Consider the following 14,530-nt stretch of genomic DNA (forward strand, 5'->3'; position numbering starts at 1 on the left):
CCGAAATGCCCACATTGGTGGGGAACATCTGGGCAATCCTGCCCCAAGGAGAGGGACCGACACGCATCGGTTCACAGACAAAGCATCGCTCATTCAAGAGCACCAAATGAAGGATATAGAAAATGCGTCACGCTCGTGGTTACCGCCGCCTGAACCGCACCCATGAACACCGTAAAGCCATGTTCGCAAACATGGCCGGTTCGCTGATCGAACACGAACAGATCAAAACCACCCTGCCGAAAGCCAAAGAACTGCGCCCGATCATCGAGAAAATGATCACGCTGGCGAAACGTGGCGATCTGCACGCCCGCCGTCAGGCTGCTGCCCGTCTGAAACAAGACCAGCACGTGGCCAAACTGTTCGACGTTCTCGGCCCGCGTTTTGCCGAACGTAACGGTGGTTATGTCCGCGTTCTGAAAGCTGGCTTCCGCTATGGTGACATGGCGCCGATGGCCATCATCGAATTCGTTGACCGTGATGTCGACGCCAAAGGCGCAGCTGACCGCGCCCGCCTGGAAGCCGAAGAAGTGGCTGCCGAGGAATAAAGACCGATCCGGATTGACTGGATCTCGTCGAAAAACCCCGCCTTTGGCGGGGTTTTTTTTATGCCTGCGGGCAAGAGGTCGGCACCTATTGTGCCTGTGGGGTTCGGCGGGAATTCGCCTGAGTTATCAAGTGCCTGACCAGAGGGCTGCAATTTTTCGAACCGGCAATCCGACCAAGGCTTTCATTTTACAATGGAAAGGCGAGGGGGAATTGCGGTAACGTCACCCATAAGTTGTTTGACAAACCCTTTCTTTGTAAAAATATACGTCCCACCATTATGCAGAAAGCCAAATGAGATGAACGATGTAAACGGATTGGATCAGGGCCTTTCGCGCCTGACGGACCTGTCCCCAAAAGGTTACGCTTTGGGGCTGCATATTCGGTATGCATCGGCCCATCTGATGATACAGACCTATGACGCAAGCTGGACCGAGGTCTACACCGAAAAGGGCTATATGCTGGGTGATCCCACCGTGTTCTGGGGGTTTGGCGAAGAAGGGGCGATTCGCTGGAGTGAGATTGAACTGCCTGACCCTCACGGCATTCTGGATCAGGCCAAAGCCCATGGTCTGACCTATGGTCTGACCGTGTCCTACGGACCCACATCCTCGCGCACCATTGGTGGGTTTGCCCGCAGCGATCGGGAATTTTCCGACGAAGAAATCCGCCAGATCCAGGATATCGTTCAGGAACTGCATGAAAAATCCACCCCGCCGGAACAGCTTACCTCGGCGCAGCGCATGGCCCTTCGCCTGATCGCCAAAGGGTCACGCCACGCAGAGGCCGCGGCCCTTCTGGGGATTTCCGAAAGTGCGCTGAAGGCCCGGCTGCGCTCGGCGCGCGAACGCCTGTTTGTGCGCACCACCGCCGAGGCGGTGCAGCGGGCACAGGAATATAACCTGCTGTGACCGGACCTGAATAGCACCCCTCTGCCCGGTTTTCAGGCCGGTTTTCAGGACGGTTTTCGGGACGGGGCGATTTGGCCTTTTCTCACCTGCATGGGGGGCATAGTCTCACCCTATGAGCGACCTTTTCGACACGCCTTCCGATCCAGATGCGCCCCCCTCCGCGCAGCCCGAAACCCTTGCGCCGCGCCCGCTGGCGGACCGGCTGCGTCCGCGATCTTTGGGTGAGGTGATCGGGCAGGAGCAGGTGCTGGGACCAGAGGCCCCGCTGGGGGTGATGCTGGCGGCACAGGCGCTGGGGTCGCTGATCCTTTGGGGCCCGCCCGGCGTGGGCAAAACCACCATTGCGCGGCTGCTGGCCCATGAGACCAACCTGCATTTCGTCCAGATCAGCGCAATTTTCTCTGGCGTGCCTGAGCTGCGCAAAGTGTTCGAGGCGGCAAAGATCCGGCGCCAGAACGGGCAGGGCACGCTGCTTTTTGTCGATGAAATTCACCGCTTCAACAAAGCGCAGCAGGACGGGTTCCTACCGCATATGGAGGATGGCACGATCCTGCTGGTCGGGGCCACCACGGAAAACCCGTCCTTCGAACTCAATGCCGCTGTCCTGTCACGGTCACAGGTGCTGGTGCTGACCCGGCTGACGCTGGCTGATCTGGAGCGGCTGGCGCAACGGGCGGAGAAAGAGCTGGATCGCGCGTTGCCGTTGGACGGGCCTGCGCGTGAGGCGCTTTTGGAAATGGCCGACGGGGACGGGCGGGCGCTTTTGAACCTGATTGAACAGGTGATGGCCTGGAGGTTGCCCGCCGAGGGCGACAAGCTCAGCACAGATCAACTGTCAAAGCGCCTGATGAAACGCGCCGCCATCTATGACAAATCCGGCGATGAACATTACAACCTGATTTCCGCCCTGCACAAATCCATTCGCGGATCCGACCCGGATGCGGCGCTTTATTGGCTGGCCCGGATGCTGGAAGGCGGCGAAGATCCGCGGTTTCTGGCCCGCCGCCTGACCATGATGTCGATCGAGGATATCGGGCTTGCCGATCCGCAGGCCAACACCGTCTGCCTGAATGCCTGGCAGACCTATGAGCGTCTGGGCAGCCCCGAGGGAGAGCTGGCGCTGGCCAATGCCGCCGTCTATCTGGCCCTCGCCCCGAAATCCAATGCGGTCTATGTGGGCATCAAGGCGGCGCGCCGGGCGGCGAAGAAAACCGGCTCGGAACCTCCCCCGAAACACATCCTCAATGCGCCAACCGCGCTGATGGAAGATCAGGGTTATGGGGCGGGCTATGAATATGATCACGACGCGCCGGACGGGTTTTCGGGCCAGAACTATTTCCCGGATGGGATGAAGCGAGGGGTCTATTACCTGCCGGTCGAGCGCGGGTTTGAACGTGAACTCAAGCGCCGGTCCGATTATTTTGCCAAGCTGCGGGGCAAGCGAAACCGGGACTAGGGGCGCCGCCCCGCGACCCCGGGACAGGTTTGACCGGAAAACAAGGCCAGAAAGTAAGGAGTATCGCGTGATGAAGCCCGTAACCCCAGACACACTGCCCGAGGGTATTGTTTGGCGGCGGATCTGGGATCCGGCGCTGCGTGTGTTCCACTGGCTTTTTGCCGGGGCGGTCCTTCTGGCATGGGGCTTGGGCAAATGGGGCCCGGCGGTCATGACAGTGCATTACTACGTGGGCTATCTGGTGATTGGCCTTCTGGTGTTTCGCCTGATCTGGGGGCTGGTTGGGCCGGCCCCCGCCCGGTTTACCCACTTCCTGTTTGGTCCTGCGACCACATTGCGTTACCTGACGCGCTTGCCCATGCGGCAGCCAAGCTATTGGCCCGGCCACAACCCGCTTGGCGCGCTGTCCGTATTTGCGCTGCTGGGCCTCGTGGGGCTGCAGGTGGCCTCCGGCTTGTTTTCCGACCCGGATGATTACCTGAATGTCGGGCCGCTCGCCGGTCTGGTTGAGTTTGAAACCGCCCGCTGGGCCAATGGCTGGCATCATCGGCTGTCGACCCTGCTGGCGGTGATTGTCGGCCTGCATGTGGGGGCGGTTCTGTTTTACCGGATCTGGAAGCGCGAGGATCTGGTGCGCCCGATGCTCACCGGCAAAAAAGCGGTGCGCGAGGAGGACAGCGCCCCGGCCGAGTGAGCCCCGCGCGCGGCCCAATCCCCCCTAACGCTTGACAATAGGGGCCGGGCGGCGCAGTCAGGCCCCATGATGACACATCTTCTGCAAGTGGCCCTTGGCGGGGCAATCGGCGCCTCCATGCGCTATCTGACCAATGTCGGTGCAATGCGCGCCTTTGGGCCGGGTTTTCCTTCGGGCACCATGGTGGTGAACGTGCTGGGCTCGTTCCTGATGGGCGTGCTGATGGTAACTATTGCCAAGAAAGGGGGCCAGCATCTGGCACCTTTCCTGATGACCGGCGTGCTTGGCGGCTTCACCACCTTCTCGGCATTCTCACTCGACGCGCTGACGCTCTATGAACGCGGCGAACACGGGCTGGCGCTGGGCTATGTGCTGGCCTCGGTCGGCCTGTCTCTGGCGGCGATTGTGGCGGGGGTCTTTGCCACCCGTATGGTGCTGGCATGAGCGGCGTGCAGAAGATCACCATCGGCCCGGGCGAGGCCGAGCAGCGTCTGGATCGCTGGGTCAAGCGGCTCTTTCCCCATGTGGGGCAGGGGCGGATCGAAAAGGGCTGCCGCAAGGGCGAGTTCCGCGTGGATGGCGCCAAGGCCAAACCCTCGACCCGCGTGGGGCCGGGCACGGAGGTGCGCATCCCGCCGCTGCCATTGCCGGAAGAGGGCGACGCGCGTCCCGCCGCCCAGCCCAAGGCGAAACCCAAGGTGAGTGATGCCGACGCGAAGATGATCCAGTCCTGCGTGATCTATCGCGATGACCATATTCTGGCGATCAACAAGCCGCCCGGCCTGCCCACACAAGGCGGGTCGAAACAGAAACGCCATGTGGATGGGCTCGCGGAAGCGCTGAAGTTCGACTATGAGGAAAAGCCACGCCTGGTGCATCGGCTGGATAAGGACACCTCGGGTGTGCTGCTTCTGGCGCGCACGCAGGCGGCGGCCTCGGGGCTGACCGCTGCGATCCGCCACAAGGAAACCCGCAAGATTTACTGGGCGGTGGTGGCTGGCGTGCCTGTGCCCTATCTGGGCGAGATCCGCTTTGGTCTGGTCAAGGCCGGCGGTGGCGGGTCCGGTCAGGGCGAGAAAATGCACGCCGTGCATCCGCGCGACATGTCGTCCACCCCCGGTGCCAAACGCGCGCACACGCTGTATGCCACGCTGTTTCGCGTGGCGTCCCGTGCCGCCTGGGTGGCGATGGAGCCGATCACCGGCCGCACCCACCAGCTGCGCGCCCATATGGCCGAAATTGGCCACCCGATCATTGGCGATGGCAAATATGGCGGCTCTGGACAGGAAAACCTTGGCGATGGCTGGGGCGCGATGATGGGCGGGGTGATCTCGAAAAAACTGCACCTGCACGCGCGCTCGATGAGCTTTCAGCATCCGGTGACCAAGAAACCGATCACCGTGACCGCAGACCTGCCGGATCATATGGCGCAGACCTTTGACACGCTGGGCTGGACCCCGGACCTTGCCGCCGATGACCCGTTTGAGGCGATGTGAGCGGGATGACCTTCACAGACGGCTCAAGAGATGAGCGCACCGCGTGGGGCGAAGCCACACGGCGCCCGACCCTCCCCCCGGGAGGGCGCATTTCTGCTGTCGCTGCATATATGACCGCTTTGCCGGATGGGACCTGTGCCCCTCTCATGGACGACATGATGCGCCCACCCAGGGTCGGGCGCCGTGTGGAGGACCAACATGTCTGACCTGAAACTCGTCGTCTTTGATGTGGATGGCACGCTGATCGACAGTCAGGACGTAATTGTCGAAGCGATGTCGCGCTCATTTGCGGATATGGGCGTGGCGATCCCGACCCGGCAGGAAATCCTGTCGATTGTCGGCCTGTCGCTGCAAGAGGCGATTGCCACGCTGGTGCCGGACATGCCCGAGGCCGAGGTCACCCGCGCCGCCGAGGGCTACAAGGACATGTTCGTCAAGCTGCGCGCGGAAAAAGGCGGCGAGGCTGCCGCGCCGATGTATCCCGGTGCCCGCGCGGCGCTGGAACAGTTGCATGCGCGCGACGAGGTGCTGCTTGGGGTCGCCACCGGCAAGGCAAAGCGTGGTCTGGATCACGCCTATCAGGCGCATGATATCGGGCATTTCTTCCTGACCAGCCAGACCGCCGACACGCACCCGTCAAAACCGCACCCGTCGATGCTGCACGCCACCCTGGCCGAGACCGGGGCCGATGCGCAGCGGGCGGTGATGATTGGTGACACCACATTTGATATCTCCATGGGGGTTGCCGCCGGTTTCCGCACGATCGGTGTGACCTGGGGCTATCATGATACGCAACAATTGCTGGCGGCGGGTGCGGATCTGCTGATCGACAGTTACGAGGCGCTGATACCGGCGCTTGAGACATTATGGGGGATGGAATGAGCGGTTGGGCTGCGAAACGTTTTTGGAAACAGACCGAGGTGGCAGAGGTCGAGGGCGGGTTTTCCGTCATCCTTGACGGGCGTGCCATCAAGACCCCGGCCAAAACCCCTTTCGTCGTGCCAACCCGCGTGATGGCCGAGGCGATCGCGGATGAATGGGACGCGCAGGGGGACAAGATCGACCCCAACACCATGCCGGTCACCCGCACCGCCAACTCGGCCATCGACAAGGTGGCCACGCAATTTGCCGAGGTGGCCGATATGCTGGCGGCCTATGGTGACAGTGATCTGCTCTGCTACCGCGCCACCCACCCGCAGGAACTGATCGACCGTCAGGCGGCAAAATGGGACCCGGTTCTGGACTGGGCCGCAACCGCGCTTGAGGCGCGACTCACGCCGGTTTCCGGGGTGATTCACGCCCCCCAGGATGCGGCCGCCATCGCGCGTCTGACCGGGCGGGTGCACCGGTTTACCCCGTTTGAGCTGGCGGCCTTTCACGATCTTGTCGGTATTTCCGGCTCACTTGTGCTGGCATTTGCGGTCACCGAGGGACATCTGGAGGCGGAAGAGGCGTGGAACCTGTCCCGTCTGGATGAAAAATGGCAAGAAGAACAATGGGGCGAAGATGAAGAGGCCACGGCGCAGGCTGACATCAAACGTGGTGAATTCCTCCATGCTTCGCGGTTTTTCCGACATTGCGCCGGATAAATCCGTCACCTTGACGGAAATGCCCGCAACCGTTGCGTTAGCGCCTGACAGAATTTGTCGCCTTCCCCTGGGTCACCCATCCATATTTTCGATGTAACCCTTGACGAAAACTGATGAATTCGCCCAAACTCTCCCCACGCTGAGAGGGGGAGTGCCCTTTCGCAAACATACCCACGGTCGCAAAGACCGTAAAAATGCGCCCCGCAAAAGGGGTGAAAATCAGGAAGAGGTAAACATGAAAAAAACCGTATTTCTTGGCGCGCTGACCGTCGCCGGTCTCGCCGCTGGCGCTTCTGCCGCAGCAACCCTTGATGACGTCAAGGCCCGCGGCAAGCTGAACTGTGGCGTGGCAACTGGCGTTCCGGGCTTCGCTGCGCCGGATGCAAACGGTCGTTGGGAAGGCTTTGACGTTTCGGTCTGTCGCGCGGTGGCTGCCGCGGTTCTGGGCGATTCGGATGCTGTGGAATTTGTGCCGACCACCGGCAAAACCCGCTTTACCGCTCTTGCCTCAGGCGAGATCGACATGCTGGCGCGCAACACCACCTGGACGCTGTCGCGTGACGCGGACCTGAAGTTCACCTTTATTGGCGTGAACTACTATGACGGTCAGGGTTTCATGGTGAACAAGGATCTGGGCGTAAGCTCGGCCAAGGAGCTTGATGGCGCCACCGTCTGCATTCAGACCGGCACCACCACCGAGCTGAACCTGGCCGATTTCTTCCGGGCCAACAACATGACCTATGAACCGGTGCCGATCGAAACCCAGGCCGAAGCGCTGCAACAGTATAACGCACGTTCCTGTGACGTTTACACCACCGACGCGTCGGGTCTGGCTGCTGCCCGTTCGACCTTCGAAGATCCGACCTCGTCGATCATCCTGCCGGAAATCATCTCGAAAGAGCCGCTGGGCCCGCTGGTCCGCCACGGCGACAACGAATGGGGTGACGTGGTGCGCTGGACGCTGAACGCGCTGATCACCGCAGAAGAGTTCGGCATCACCTCGACCAACGTGGCTGAACTGTCGGCCGCTGCTGGCGACAACCCGGAAATCAACCGTCTGCTGGGCACCGAAGGTAGCCTGGGCGAGATGCTCGGCCTTGACGCTGACTGGGCGCGCCGCGCCATTGCATCGGTTGGCAACTACGGCGAAGTCTTTGCCAAGAACATCGGCGAAGACACCCCGATTGGTCTGGCGCGTGGCCTGAACGCACAGTGGCGTGATGGCGGCCTGATCTACTCGCCGCCCTTCCGTTAATAACACCCGAAAAAGGGCGTGGGAAACCGCGCCCTTTTTCCCTCTCAATCGACTGCACTCTGGCCCGCGCGCAAAAGACGCGCCCTTCAAGATAATCGCCAGAGGCAACGGGGATGTCCCAAATGACCACTACACCTGACCTGCAGCCTCAGGCGTCTTTCCGCCTGTCCATGCTGCTATATGACAGCCGATACCGTTCGATGACGATCCAGATCATCGCGCTGATTGGCTTCCTGACCCTTCTGGGTTGGCTGTTTTCAAACACCGCCAGCAACCTTGCGGACCTCGGCAAAGAGCCCAGCTTCCGTTTTCTGGGCGAGCCGGCTGGCTATGACATCAACCAGCGCCTGCTGGAATATACCAACCGCGATACCCATTTGCGCGCGGCCCTGATGGGGCTTCTCAACACGCTGCTGGTGGCGGTGCTGGGCTGTATCACGGCCACGATCCTTGGGGTTGTCATCGGCGTTCTGCGCCTGTCGCCCAACTGGATCGTCTCGCGCCTGTCGGCGGTTTATGTTGAGGGTTTCCGCAACGTGCCGGTCCTGCTGTGGATCGTGTTCACCATGGCGATCCTGATCGAAACCCTTCCGGCGCCGCGGGCGTTCAAAAGCGGTGAGGCAACCATGTCGCTGTTTGACAGCGTGGCGTTGACCAACCGGGGCATCTATATCCCTGAACCGCTGTTTCACAACACGCTGGGCAATATCCACCTGTTTGGCGCGTCCAGCCTGCGCTTTGACATCAGCATCGATCTGATTGTGCTGGCTGCAGTGTTCATCGGCGGATTGTTTGTCTCGTCGCGCATCAAACGCCGCGCAGATCGCATTCAGGAAGCGACCGGTGATCGCCCGACCACCTGGTATTGGCGTCTGGGGGTGGTGTTTGTGCCAACCATCACTGTTCTGGTGATGCTGGGCTTCCACCTTGGATATCCTGAGTTGAAGGGCTTCAACTTCAAGGGTGGCATCTATATGCGCAACTCGCTGATTGCCCTGTGGCTGGCATTGTCGCTCTACACGGCGGCCTTCATCGCGGAAATCGTGCGGGCCGGTATTCTGGCCGTGTCGAAAGGCCAGACCGAAGCCGCAAGTGCACTGGGGCTGCGTCCGAACCGGACCATGAACCTGGTGATCCTGCCGCAGGCGCTGCGCGTGATCATCCCGCCGCTGATTTCGAACTACCTGAACCTCACCAAGAACTCGTCGCTGGCGATTGCGGTGGGATACATGGACATTACGGGCACATTGGGTGGCATCACCATGAACCAGACCGGGCGCGAGCTTGAGACGGTTCTTCTGTTGATGCTGGTCTACCTCGCCATCTCGCTGACCATTTCGGCGGTGATGAACTGGTACAATGAATCCGTGAAGCTGAAGGAGCGCTGATATGTCCGATATGTCTTATGTCCGCTCTGAAATGTTGCCCGAACGTGCGCCGCCCGCCTCCTCTGTCGGGGTGATCGGCTGGATGCGGGCCAACCTGTTCAGCTCGGTTCTGAATTCCATCCTGTCGATTGTGTCTTTGACCTTTGTGGTCTGGATTATCTCGGCCTTGCTGGGCTGGGCAATTGCGCCCACCTGGTCCGGCACCTCGGTCAATCATTGTCGTGAACTGACCGGGGGCGGTCATGTCGCCTGTTGGGGCGTGATCAAGGAACGCTGGGTGCAGCTTCTGTTCGGGTTCTACCCGCCTGCAGAATACTGGCGCCCGATCCTGGCCTTTGCGCTTCTGTTCGTGGCGGTGACGCCGGTGCTGTTTTCGATGATCTCGCGCCGGATGAACTGGGTGCTTCTCTGTGTCGTTCTTGGCATTGCGGCGCTTTACCTTGGTGGTCTGGCTGGCGGGATTGCCGGTCTGGCCCTGCTCGCCACCGGTGCCATCATTGGCTACAAGGCGCTGTCGACCGACAAGGATGCCCGCGCGGCCGAGATTGAAGCGGGGGCGAAACGCCTGCCCAATCCGCTCATTTTCACCGCGATCTTCCCCTTCCTCACACCGTGGCTCCTGTGGGGGGGTAGCCTGTGGCTGCCAATCGCGGCAGCCCTTGGATTTGTCATTGGCTTCTTTGCCTACAAATATCTGGCGGCCGCCCTGGGCAGCCTGACCGGGTTGATCCTGTCAGTGCTTGTTGTGCTGGGCTGGTGGCTGTTCATGGCGATGCCTTTTGGCAACGCGATGGCTGCGATCATTCCGCTGGATCTGGTCAAAGTGGTCAGCCGTGACTTTGGTGGCTTCATGCTGTCCATCACCATCGGTGTGGTGGCCATCGGGTGCTCGCTGCCAATCGGCATCGTTCTGGCCCTTGGGCGTCAGTCGGATCTGTTCATCGTGAAAACCCTCTGCGTGGGGTTCATCGAGTTCATCCGCGGCGTGCCGCTGATCACCCTCCTGTTCGTGGCCTCGACGCTTCTGAACATCTTCTTGCCGCCGGGGACGGATTTCGACATCATCCTGCGGGTTCTGATCATGGTCACCCTGTTTGCCTCTGCCTATATGGCCGAGGTGATCCGGGGCGGTCTCGCGGCGCTGCCGCGCGGTCAGTATGAGGCCGCAGATGCGCTGGGTCTGGATTACTGGAAGGCACAACGGCTGATCATCATGCCGCAGGCCCTCAAGATCTCGATCCCGGGCATCGTGTCGACCTTCATCGGCGTCTTCAAGGACACGACGCTGGTGTCGATCATCGGCCTTCTTGACCCGCTGGGTCTGTCGAACTCGATCCGTGCAGATGCGAACTGGATTGGTCTGGTGTGGGAGCTTTACGGCTTCATCGCCATCCTGTTCTTCGTCTTCTGTTTCTCCATGTCGCGCTATTCGATGTATCTCGAACGTCGTCTGCGCACGGACCACCGTTAAAGGAGTAAGTAATGTCTTCTATTACTCTCGACCGTCACGCTGACCGATCGGCCATGAAAGTGTCCGATGAGGTTGCCATTGAAATCCGCGGCATGAACAAGTGGTATGGTGCTTTCCACGTGCTGCGCGACATTGATCTGACCGTCTATCAGGGCGAGCGGATCGTGATCGCGGGGCCGTCAGGGTCGGGCAAATCGACCCTGATTCGCTGCATCAACCGCCTGGAAGAACACCAGGAAGGGCAGATCATCGTGGACGGGACCGAGCTCACCTCGGACCTGAAAAACGTCGATAAGGTGCGCTCAGAGGTGGGCATGTGCTTTCAGCACTTCAACCTCTTCCCACATCTGACCATCCTGGAAAACTGCACGCTGGCCCCGATCTGGGTGCGCAAAACGCCCCGGAAAGAGGCCGAAGAGCGCGCGATGCATTTCCTTGAAAAGGTGAAAATCCCCGATCAGGCCCATAAATATCCGGGCATGTTGTCGGGTGGTCAGCAGCAGCGTGTGGCCATCGCCCGCTCGCTGTGCATGATGCCGCGCATCATGCTGTTTGACGAACCCACCTCGGCGCTCGACCCTGAGATGATCAAGGAAGTGCTGGAAACCATGGTGGAACTGGCCGAAGAGGGCATGACCATGCTCTGCGTGACCCACGAAATGGGCTTTGCCAAAGAGGTCGCCAACCGCGTGATCTTCATGGATGCGGGCCAGATCGTGGAACAGAACGAACCAGAAGAGTTCTTCAACAACCCGCAATCGGAACGCACCAAACTGTTCCTCAGCCAGATCCTCTGATCATCGCTGAAATGAGAAATGAAACGCCCCGGCCTGTGTCGCCGGGGCGTTTTCTTTTGACCGGGAGTGTTCCGCCCCGCCATCATCCGCCTGCGGCGGCCTCTTTGCGGGGCGGGGTAGCCTCGCTTCGCTCGGCAATTTTCTTGCCTCCGGCGGAGGTATTTGGTGCAAGAAAAAGAAATCAAGCATTAACCAAAATCTGCCAGCATGATCATACGGTACAGGCGGAGGCGCCGATGACCGTGCAAGGAAAAGAGACAGGATCTCTTGGAGGAAGAGGGGGCTTCGGGCCCTCTTTTTCTTGCCAAAAATACCTCGGGGTGAGCCTCGGAGAGGCGAGGGGCAGCGCCCCTCCCCCCAAGCCTCCACTGACTTGTCTCCTTAAAGCGCTTCGGTTTTTACCTGACACAGGGCAAAACCGAAATGCGGTGAGAGATATCAATGTCGTGGGCGTTTCGGAATAAACATGTGTCTCAAGTTTATCCCGAAACGCTTTACCGATTGCGCAGGGAAGACGTTACGCCGGGAAACGCCGGCAACCAGTTCTCCCGCCGATCTGTCCAAAGCTCGTAATCTGGTGTGAACTGGCTGGGCTGATCCAGTGCGCCGAGGTGAAGCTCTATCTCATCGCCCGTTCTTGCAAAGACCGAGGAGCCGCAGGTGGGGCAGAAATGCCGCCCCTGATAGGTGTTGGTTTGCCCATCAATCTGTACCGCATCTTGGTGGAAAACGGCCGCTGCATAGAAGAGCGCGCCGTGATGCTTGCGGCAGTCAAGGCAATGGCAGATGCCCACTCGAAGGGGGCTTCCGGTTGCCGTGAAACGGATTTTGCCACAGAGGCAGCCGCCGGAGTGAGTGTCCATCTGGGTCTCCTTTCTGGCGACAGGCCCGGTATTCTGAAGCGCTTAGATCAGATCTCGCGGCACCACGAACCCATCCACCGTGCCACTGTGCCAGGTCACATCCGACCAGCTGTCCACGTCAAACCGGATCACCGCGGTGGCGGTGGTCGGGTAATGGTGAAACCGCTCATGGGCAGGGGGTGTGGCCACCAGCCGCCGGGCGAGATAGGCTGTGCCGGGATTGTGGGCAATCATCATTACGGTCTGGCCGCGGGCCCCCTTCAGCTCTTCCAGCATCTGGTCCGGGTCCGCCAGATACAGGCTTTCGCGATATTCGGCCTCGGGTCCGCCCACCAGTTTATCCGCGATATAGGCCCAGGTTTCGCGCGTGCGTTTCGCGTTGGAACTCAGCACCTGATCCGGGATATGCCCGCGTTCGGCCAGCCAGCGCCCGATGGCCTTGGCCGACGCTTCGCCGCGTTTGTTGAGCGGGCGCTCATGATCGTCCAGACTGGGATCGCTCCAGCTTGATTTCGCGTGGCGGGTCAGGATCAGGGTCAGGGTCATTGGGGATGAAACGCTTTCATGTGGAAGTGGGATTGTTCACGCAACCTGCCATAGTTTTGTGACAAAGGGCAAACAACTCGCACCATACATCCCCCTTCAAGGCAGGTTTTTCCCGCCTCCGTGTCGAGATAGGCATGGCACCGCGGCAGGTCATAGCCGTCCTGGGTCAGGGCCGCGACCGGGCAGGCGGTTGTGCAGGGGGCAGGGCATGTCTGGCAGGGAGAGCCGGAGGCAGCGGGCCTGGGCAAGGGGCGCTCCCCGGCAAGTCGAATGGCACCGCGAAAACTGACCCAAAGACCGGCCCGCTCATGCACCAGCAGGGTGACAGGCGAAGGCCAGGCGCGCCCGCTTTCCTGCGCCCAGCGGAAAAAGGGCGGGTAAGGGGGGCCGTCCGAGGGGAAAACCGCCTGTCCGCCCCAGGCCTGCGCCAGCTCCCCGATCATGCGCTTTGACCAGCGATCCAATGGATCTGGCGCCCCGTCCAGATACTCGGGAGAAGAGGAAAACCGCGCCCAGAACCCCGGCTCACGTGGACCAAGAAGAACGATCGTCTCCCCCGCATCGTGCAGCATCCCGAACACTTCCAGCTGCATCTCTTCGGCGGCAGGCGCCCAGCTCATTTGTCCCGAAACGGGAGCATCAGGCTCCACCCCAACTGTGCTGGACGGTCGTCCTGCCACTCTAGCCCGATGGTCATCTTGTCATGGCCGTCCTGCGGTTGGTCCGTATAGGTCCCGAAGATACGATCCCAGATCGACAGGCAGAACCCATAATTGCTGTCCGCCTCATGGCGATGCACGGAATGATGCACCCGGTGCATGTCCGGCGTCACCAATCCCCACCGCACCACCCGGTCCACCGCCAGCGGCAGGCGCATATTCGCATGGTTGAACATGGCGGACCCATTCAGGATCACCTCAAACAGCACCACCCCCCAGGCCGGGGCACCAATCAGATACACAACCCCGATTTTGATCACCATCGACGCGGCAATTTCGACCGGATGAAACCTGAGCGCCGTGGACACATCAATATCACGATCCGCGTGATGCACCCGATGCAGCCGCCACAACACAGGAACCTTGTGAAACACCATGTGCTGGAACCAGATCGCAAAATCCAGGATCAGCACCGCGAGCAAAACCGAAACGCCCCCCGGAAGCGCCAGCCAGTTCAGAAGCCCCCAGCCATTTGCCGCCGCGTCCAGGGCCGCCCCGACCGCCAGAAGTGGCAAAAAAACTGCCATGGCCCGCACCGTCAGCGCATCTATCACGATGATCAGAAAATTGGTGGTCCAGCGCCGCGCCCGCGTCTGAACCCGCTTGCGTCGCGGAACCAGGGTTTCGATGCCGGTAAACAGCGCAAAAAGGCCAAGAAAGGCGGTCAGTCGTATCAGGGCTTCATATTCCATGCCGCAACCCTACGCCGTCCCCGCGCGGTGACAAGTCACATTGCCGCGACAGATGGCCCCCACGCCCCGCGCCCGCTTTCTTCTTGGCAAAATACTCCGGGGTGAGGGCA

At 60.6% G+C, this 14,530-nt stretch carries 16 protein-coding genes; 12 read left to right on the forward strand and 4 right to left on the reverse strand.

The features are described 5' to 3' along the window. The first annotated feature begins 122 nt into the window (after positions 1-122). The 12 genes from rplQ (at position 123) to K3J57_RS01470 (ending at position 11,600) form a co-directional block, all read left to right on the forward strand. A complete protein-coding gene (rplQ, locus tag K3J57_RS01415; protein ID WP_055187964.1) occupies positions 123-545 on the forward strand; it encodes a 50S ribosomal protein L17 in 423 nt (140 codons plus the stop codon). A 297-nt stretch (positions 546-842) separates the two neighbouring features. Beyond that, a complete protein-coding gene (locus K3J57_RS01420) occupies positions 843-1,454 on the forward strand; it encodes a helix-turn-helix transcriptional regulator (RefSeq protein ID WP_259796770.1) in 612 nt (203 codons plus the stop codon). A 112-nt stretch (positions 1,455-1,566) separates the two neighbouring features. Further along, on the forward strand, positions 1,567-2,910 hold the full coding sequence (locus tag K3J57_RS01425; protein WP_259796771.1) for a replication-associated recombination protein A: 1,344 nt from the start codon (positions 1,567-1,569) through the stop codon (positions 2,908-2,910). A gap of 70 nt (positions 2,911-2,980) precedes the next feature. After that, positions 2,981-3,604 carry a cytochrome b/b6 domain-containing protein gene (locus K3J57_RS01430; RefSeq protein WP_259797712.1) on the forward strand — a complete coding sequence of 208 codons (624 nt, stop codon included), beginning with the start codon at positions 2,981-2,983 and terminating at the stop codon, positions 3,602-3,604. Positions 3,605-3,670: 66 nt separating this feature from the next. Further along, positions 3,671-4,048 (forward strand): fluoride efflux transporter CrcB, encoded by a 378-nt coding sequence (gene crcB, locus K3J57_RS01435; RefSeq protein WP_173485835.1) that lies wholly within the window; start codon positions 3,671-3,673, stop codon positions 4,046-4,048. After that, on the forward strand, positions 4,045-5,100 hold the full coding sequence (locus K3J57_RS01440) for an RluA family pseudouridine synthase (RefSeq protein ID WP_259796773.1): 1,056 nt from the start codon (positions 4,045-4,047) through the stop codon (positions 5,098-5,100). The genes crcB and K3J57_RS01440 overlap by 4 nt, the downstream gene beginning before the upstream one ends. A gap of 198 nt (positions 5,101-5,298) precedes the next feature. Further along, complete coding sequence (locus tag K3J57_RS01445) at positions 5,299-5,982, forward strand: HAD-IA family hydrolase (protein ID WP_259796774.1); 684 nt, start codon at positions 5,299-5,301, stop codon at positions 5,980-5,982. Continuing rightward, positions 5,979-6,689, forward strand: a complete 711-nt coding sequence (locus tag K3J57_RS01450; RefSeq protein ID WP_259796776.1) for an ATP12 family chaperone protein — start codon at positions 5,979-5,981, stop codon at positions 6,687-6,689. The genes K3J57_RS01445 and K3J57_RS01450 overlap by 4 nt, the downstream gene beginning before the upstream one ends. Positions 6,690-6,924: 235 nt before the next feature. After that, positions 6,925-7,944 carry an amino acid ABC transporter substrate-binding protein gene (locus K3J57_RS01455; protein ID WP_259778587.1) on the forward strand — a complete coding sequence of 340 codons (1,020 nt, stop codon included), beginning with the start codon at positions 6,925-6,927 and terminating at the stop codon, positions 7,942-7,944. Positions 7,945-8,066: 122 nt separating this feature from the next. After that, positions 8,067-9,332, forward strand: coding sequence for an amino acid ABC transporter permease (locus K3J57_RS01460; protein ID WP_259796777.1), 1,266 nt, complete (start codon positions 8,067-8,069; stop codon positions 9,330-9,332). Position 9,333: 1 nt separating this feature from the next. After that, positions 9,334-10,803 carry an amino acid ABC transporter permease gene (locus tag K3J57_RS01465; RefSeq protein ID WP_259796780.1) on the forward strand — a complete coding sequence of 490 codons (1,470 nt, stop codon included), beginning with the start codon at positions 9,334-9,336 and terminating at the stop codon, positions 10,801-10,803. Between the two features lie 11 nt (positions 10,804-10,814). Beyond that, positions 10,815-11,600, forward strand: coding sequence for an amino acid ABC transporter ATP-binding protein (locus tag K3J57_RS01470; protein ID WP_055187982.1), 786 nt, complete (start codon positions 10,815-10,817; stop codon positions 11,598-11,600). 494 nt (positions 11,601-12,094) lie between these two features. Here K3J57_RS01470 and K3J57_RS01475 read toward each other — a convergent pair whose 3' ends face one another. Genes K3J57_RS01475 through K3J57_RS01490 form a run of 4 tightly spaced genes read right to left on the reverse strand, consistent with a single transcriptional unit; the run spans position 12,095 to position 14,420 of the window. Then, positions 12,095-12,463, reverse strand: coding sequence for a GFA family protein (locus K3J57_RS01475; protein ID WP_259793528.1), 369 nt, complete (start codon positions 12,461-12,463; stop codon positions 12,095-12,097). Between the two features lie 42 nt (positions 12,464-12,505). Next, on the reverse strand, positions 12,506-13,009 hold the full coding sequence (locus tag K3J57_RS01480) for a SixA phosphatase family protein (protein WP_173485827.1): 504 nt from the start codon (positions 13,007-13,009) through the stop codon (positions 12,506-12,508). After that, positions 13,006-13,629 carry a ferredoxin gene (locus K3J57_RS01485; protein ID WP_259796782.1) on the reverse strand — a complete coding sequence of 208 codons (624 nt, stop codon included), beginning with the start codon at positions 13,627-13,629 and terminating at the stop codon, positions 13,006-13,008. The genes K3J57_RS01480 and K3J57_RS01485 overlap by 4 nt, the downstream gene beginning before the upstream one ends. Continuing rightward, positions 13,626-14,420 (reverse strand): sterol desaturase family protein, encoded by a 795-nt coding sequence (locus tag K3J57_RS01490; protein WP_259796784.1) that lies wholly within the window; start codon positions 14,418-14,420, stop codon positions 13,626-13,628. The genes K3J57_RS01485 and K3J57_RS01490 overlap by 4 nt, the downstream gene beginning before the upstream one ends. Between the last annotated feature and the right edge of the window lie 110 nt (positions 14,421-14,530).

The organism is Aliiroseovarius crassostreae, from assembly GCF_025137635.1.
Classification (GTDB): Bacteria; Pseudomonadota; Alphaproteobacteria; order Rhodobacterales; family Rhodobacteraceae; genus Aliiroseovarius; species Aliiroseovarius crassostreae.

Bases quoted from the DNA above. Each gene is read 5' to 3' on its own strand.
- K3J57_RS01430 (WP_259797712.1), top strand. From the start codon at position 2,981: ATGAAGCCCGTAACCCCAGACACACTGCCCGAGGGTATTGTTTGGCGG.
- K3J57_RS01460 (WP_259796777.1), top strand. From the start codon at position 8,067: ATGACCACTACACCTGACCTGCAGCCTCAGGCGTCTTTCCGCCTGTCC.
- rplQ (WP_055187964.1), top strand. From the start codon at position 123: ATGCGTCACGCTCGTGGTTACCGCCGCCTGAACCGCACCCATGAACAC.
- K3J57_RS01475 (WP_259793528.1), bottom strand. From the start codon at position 12,463: ATGGACACTCACTCCGGCGGCTGCCTCTGTGGCAAAATCCGTTTCACG.
- crcB (WP_173485835.1), top strand. From the start codon at position 3,671: ATGATGACACATCTTCTGCAAGTGGCCCTTGGCGGGGCAATCGGCGCC.
- K3J57_RS01425 (WP_259796771.1), top strand. From the start codon at position 1,567: ATGAGCGACCTTTTCGACACGCCTTCCGATCCAGATGCGCCCCCCTCC.
- K3J57_RS01440 (WP_259796773.1), top strand. From the start codon at position 4,045: ATGAGCGGCGTGCAGAAGATCACCATCGGCCCGGGCGAGGCCGAGCAG.
- K3J57_RS01420 (WP_259796770.1), top strand. From the start codon at position 843: ATGAACGATGTAAACGGATTGGATCAGGGCCTTTCGCGCCTGACGGAC.
- K3J57_RS01455 (WP_259778587.1), top strand. From the start codon at position 6,925: ATGAAAAAAACCGTATTTCTTGGCGCGCTGACCGTCGCCGGTCTCGCC.
- K3J57_RS01445 (WP_259796774.1), top strand. From the start codon at position 5,299: ATGTCTGACCTGAAACTCGTCGTCTTTGATGTGGATGGCACGCTGATC.
- K3J57_RS01450 (WP_259796776.1), top strand. From the start codon at position 5,979: ATGAGCGGTTGGGCTGCGAAACGTTTTTGGAAACAGACCGAGGTGGCA.
- K3J57_RS01490 (WP_259796784.1), bottom strand. From the start codon at position 14,420: ATGGAATATGAAGCCCTGATACGACTGACCGCCTTTCTTGGCCTTTTT.
- K3J57_RS01470 (WP_055187982.1), top strand. From the start codon at position 10,815: ATGTCTTCTATTACTCTCGACCGTCACGCTGACCGATCGGCCATGAAA.
- K3J57_RS01485 (WP_259796782.1), bottom strand. From the start codon at position 13,629: ATGAGCTGGGCGCCTGCCGCCGAAGAGATGCAGCTGGAAGTGTTCGGG.
- K3J57_RS01465 (WP_259796780.1), top strand. From the start codon at position 9,334: ATGTCCGATATGTCTTATGTCCGCTCTGAAATGTTGCCCGAACGTGCG.
- K3J57_RS01480 (WP_173485827.1), bottom strand. From the start codon at position 13,009: ATGACCCTGACCCTGATCCTGACCCGCCACGCGAAATCAAGCTGGAGC.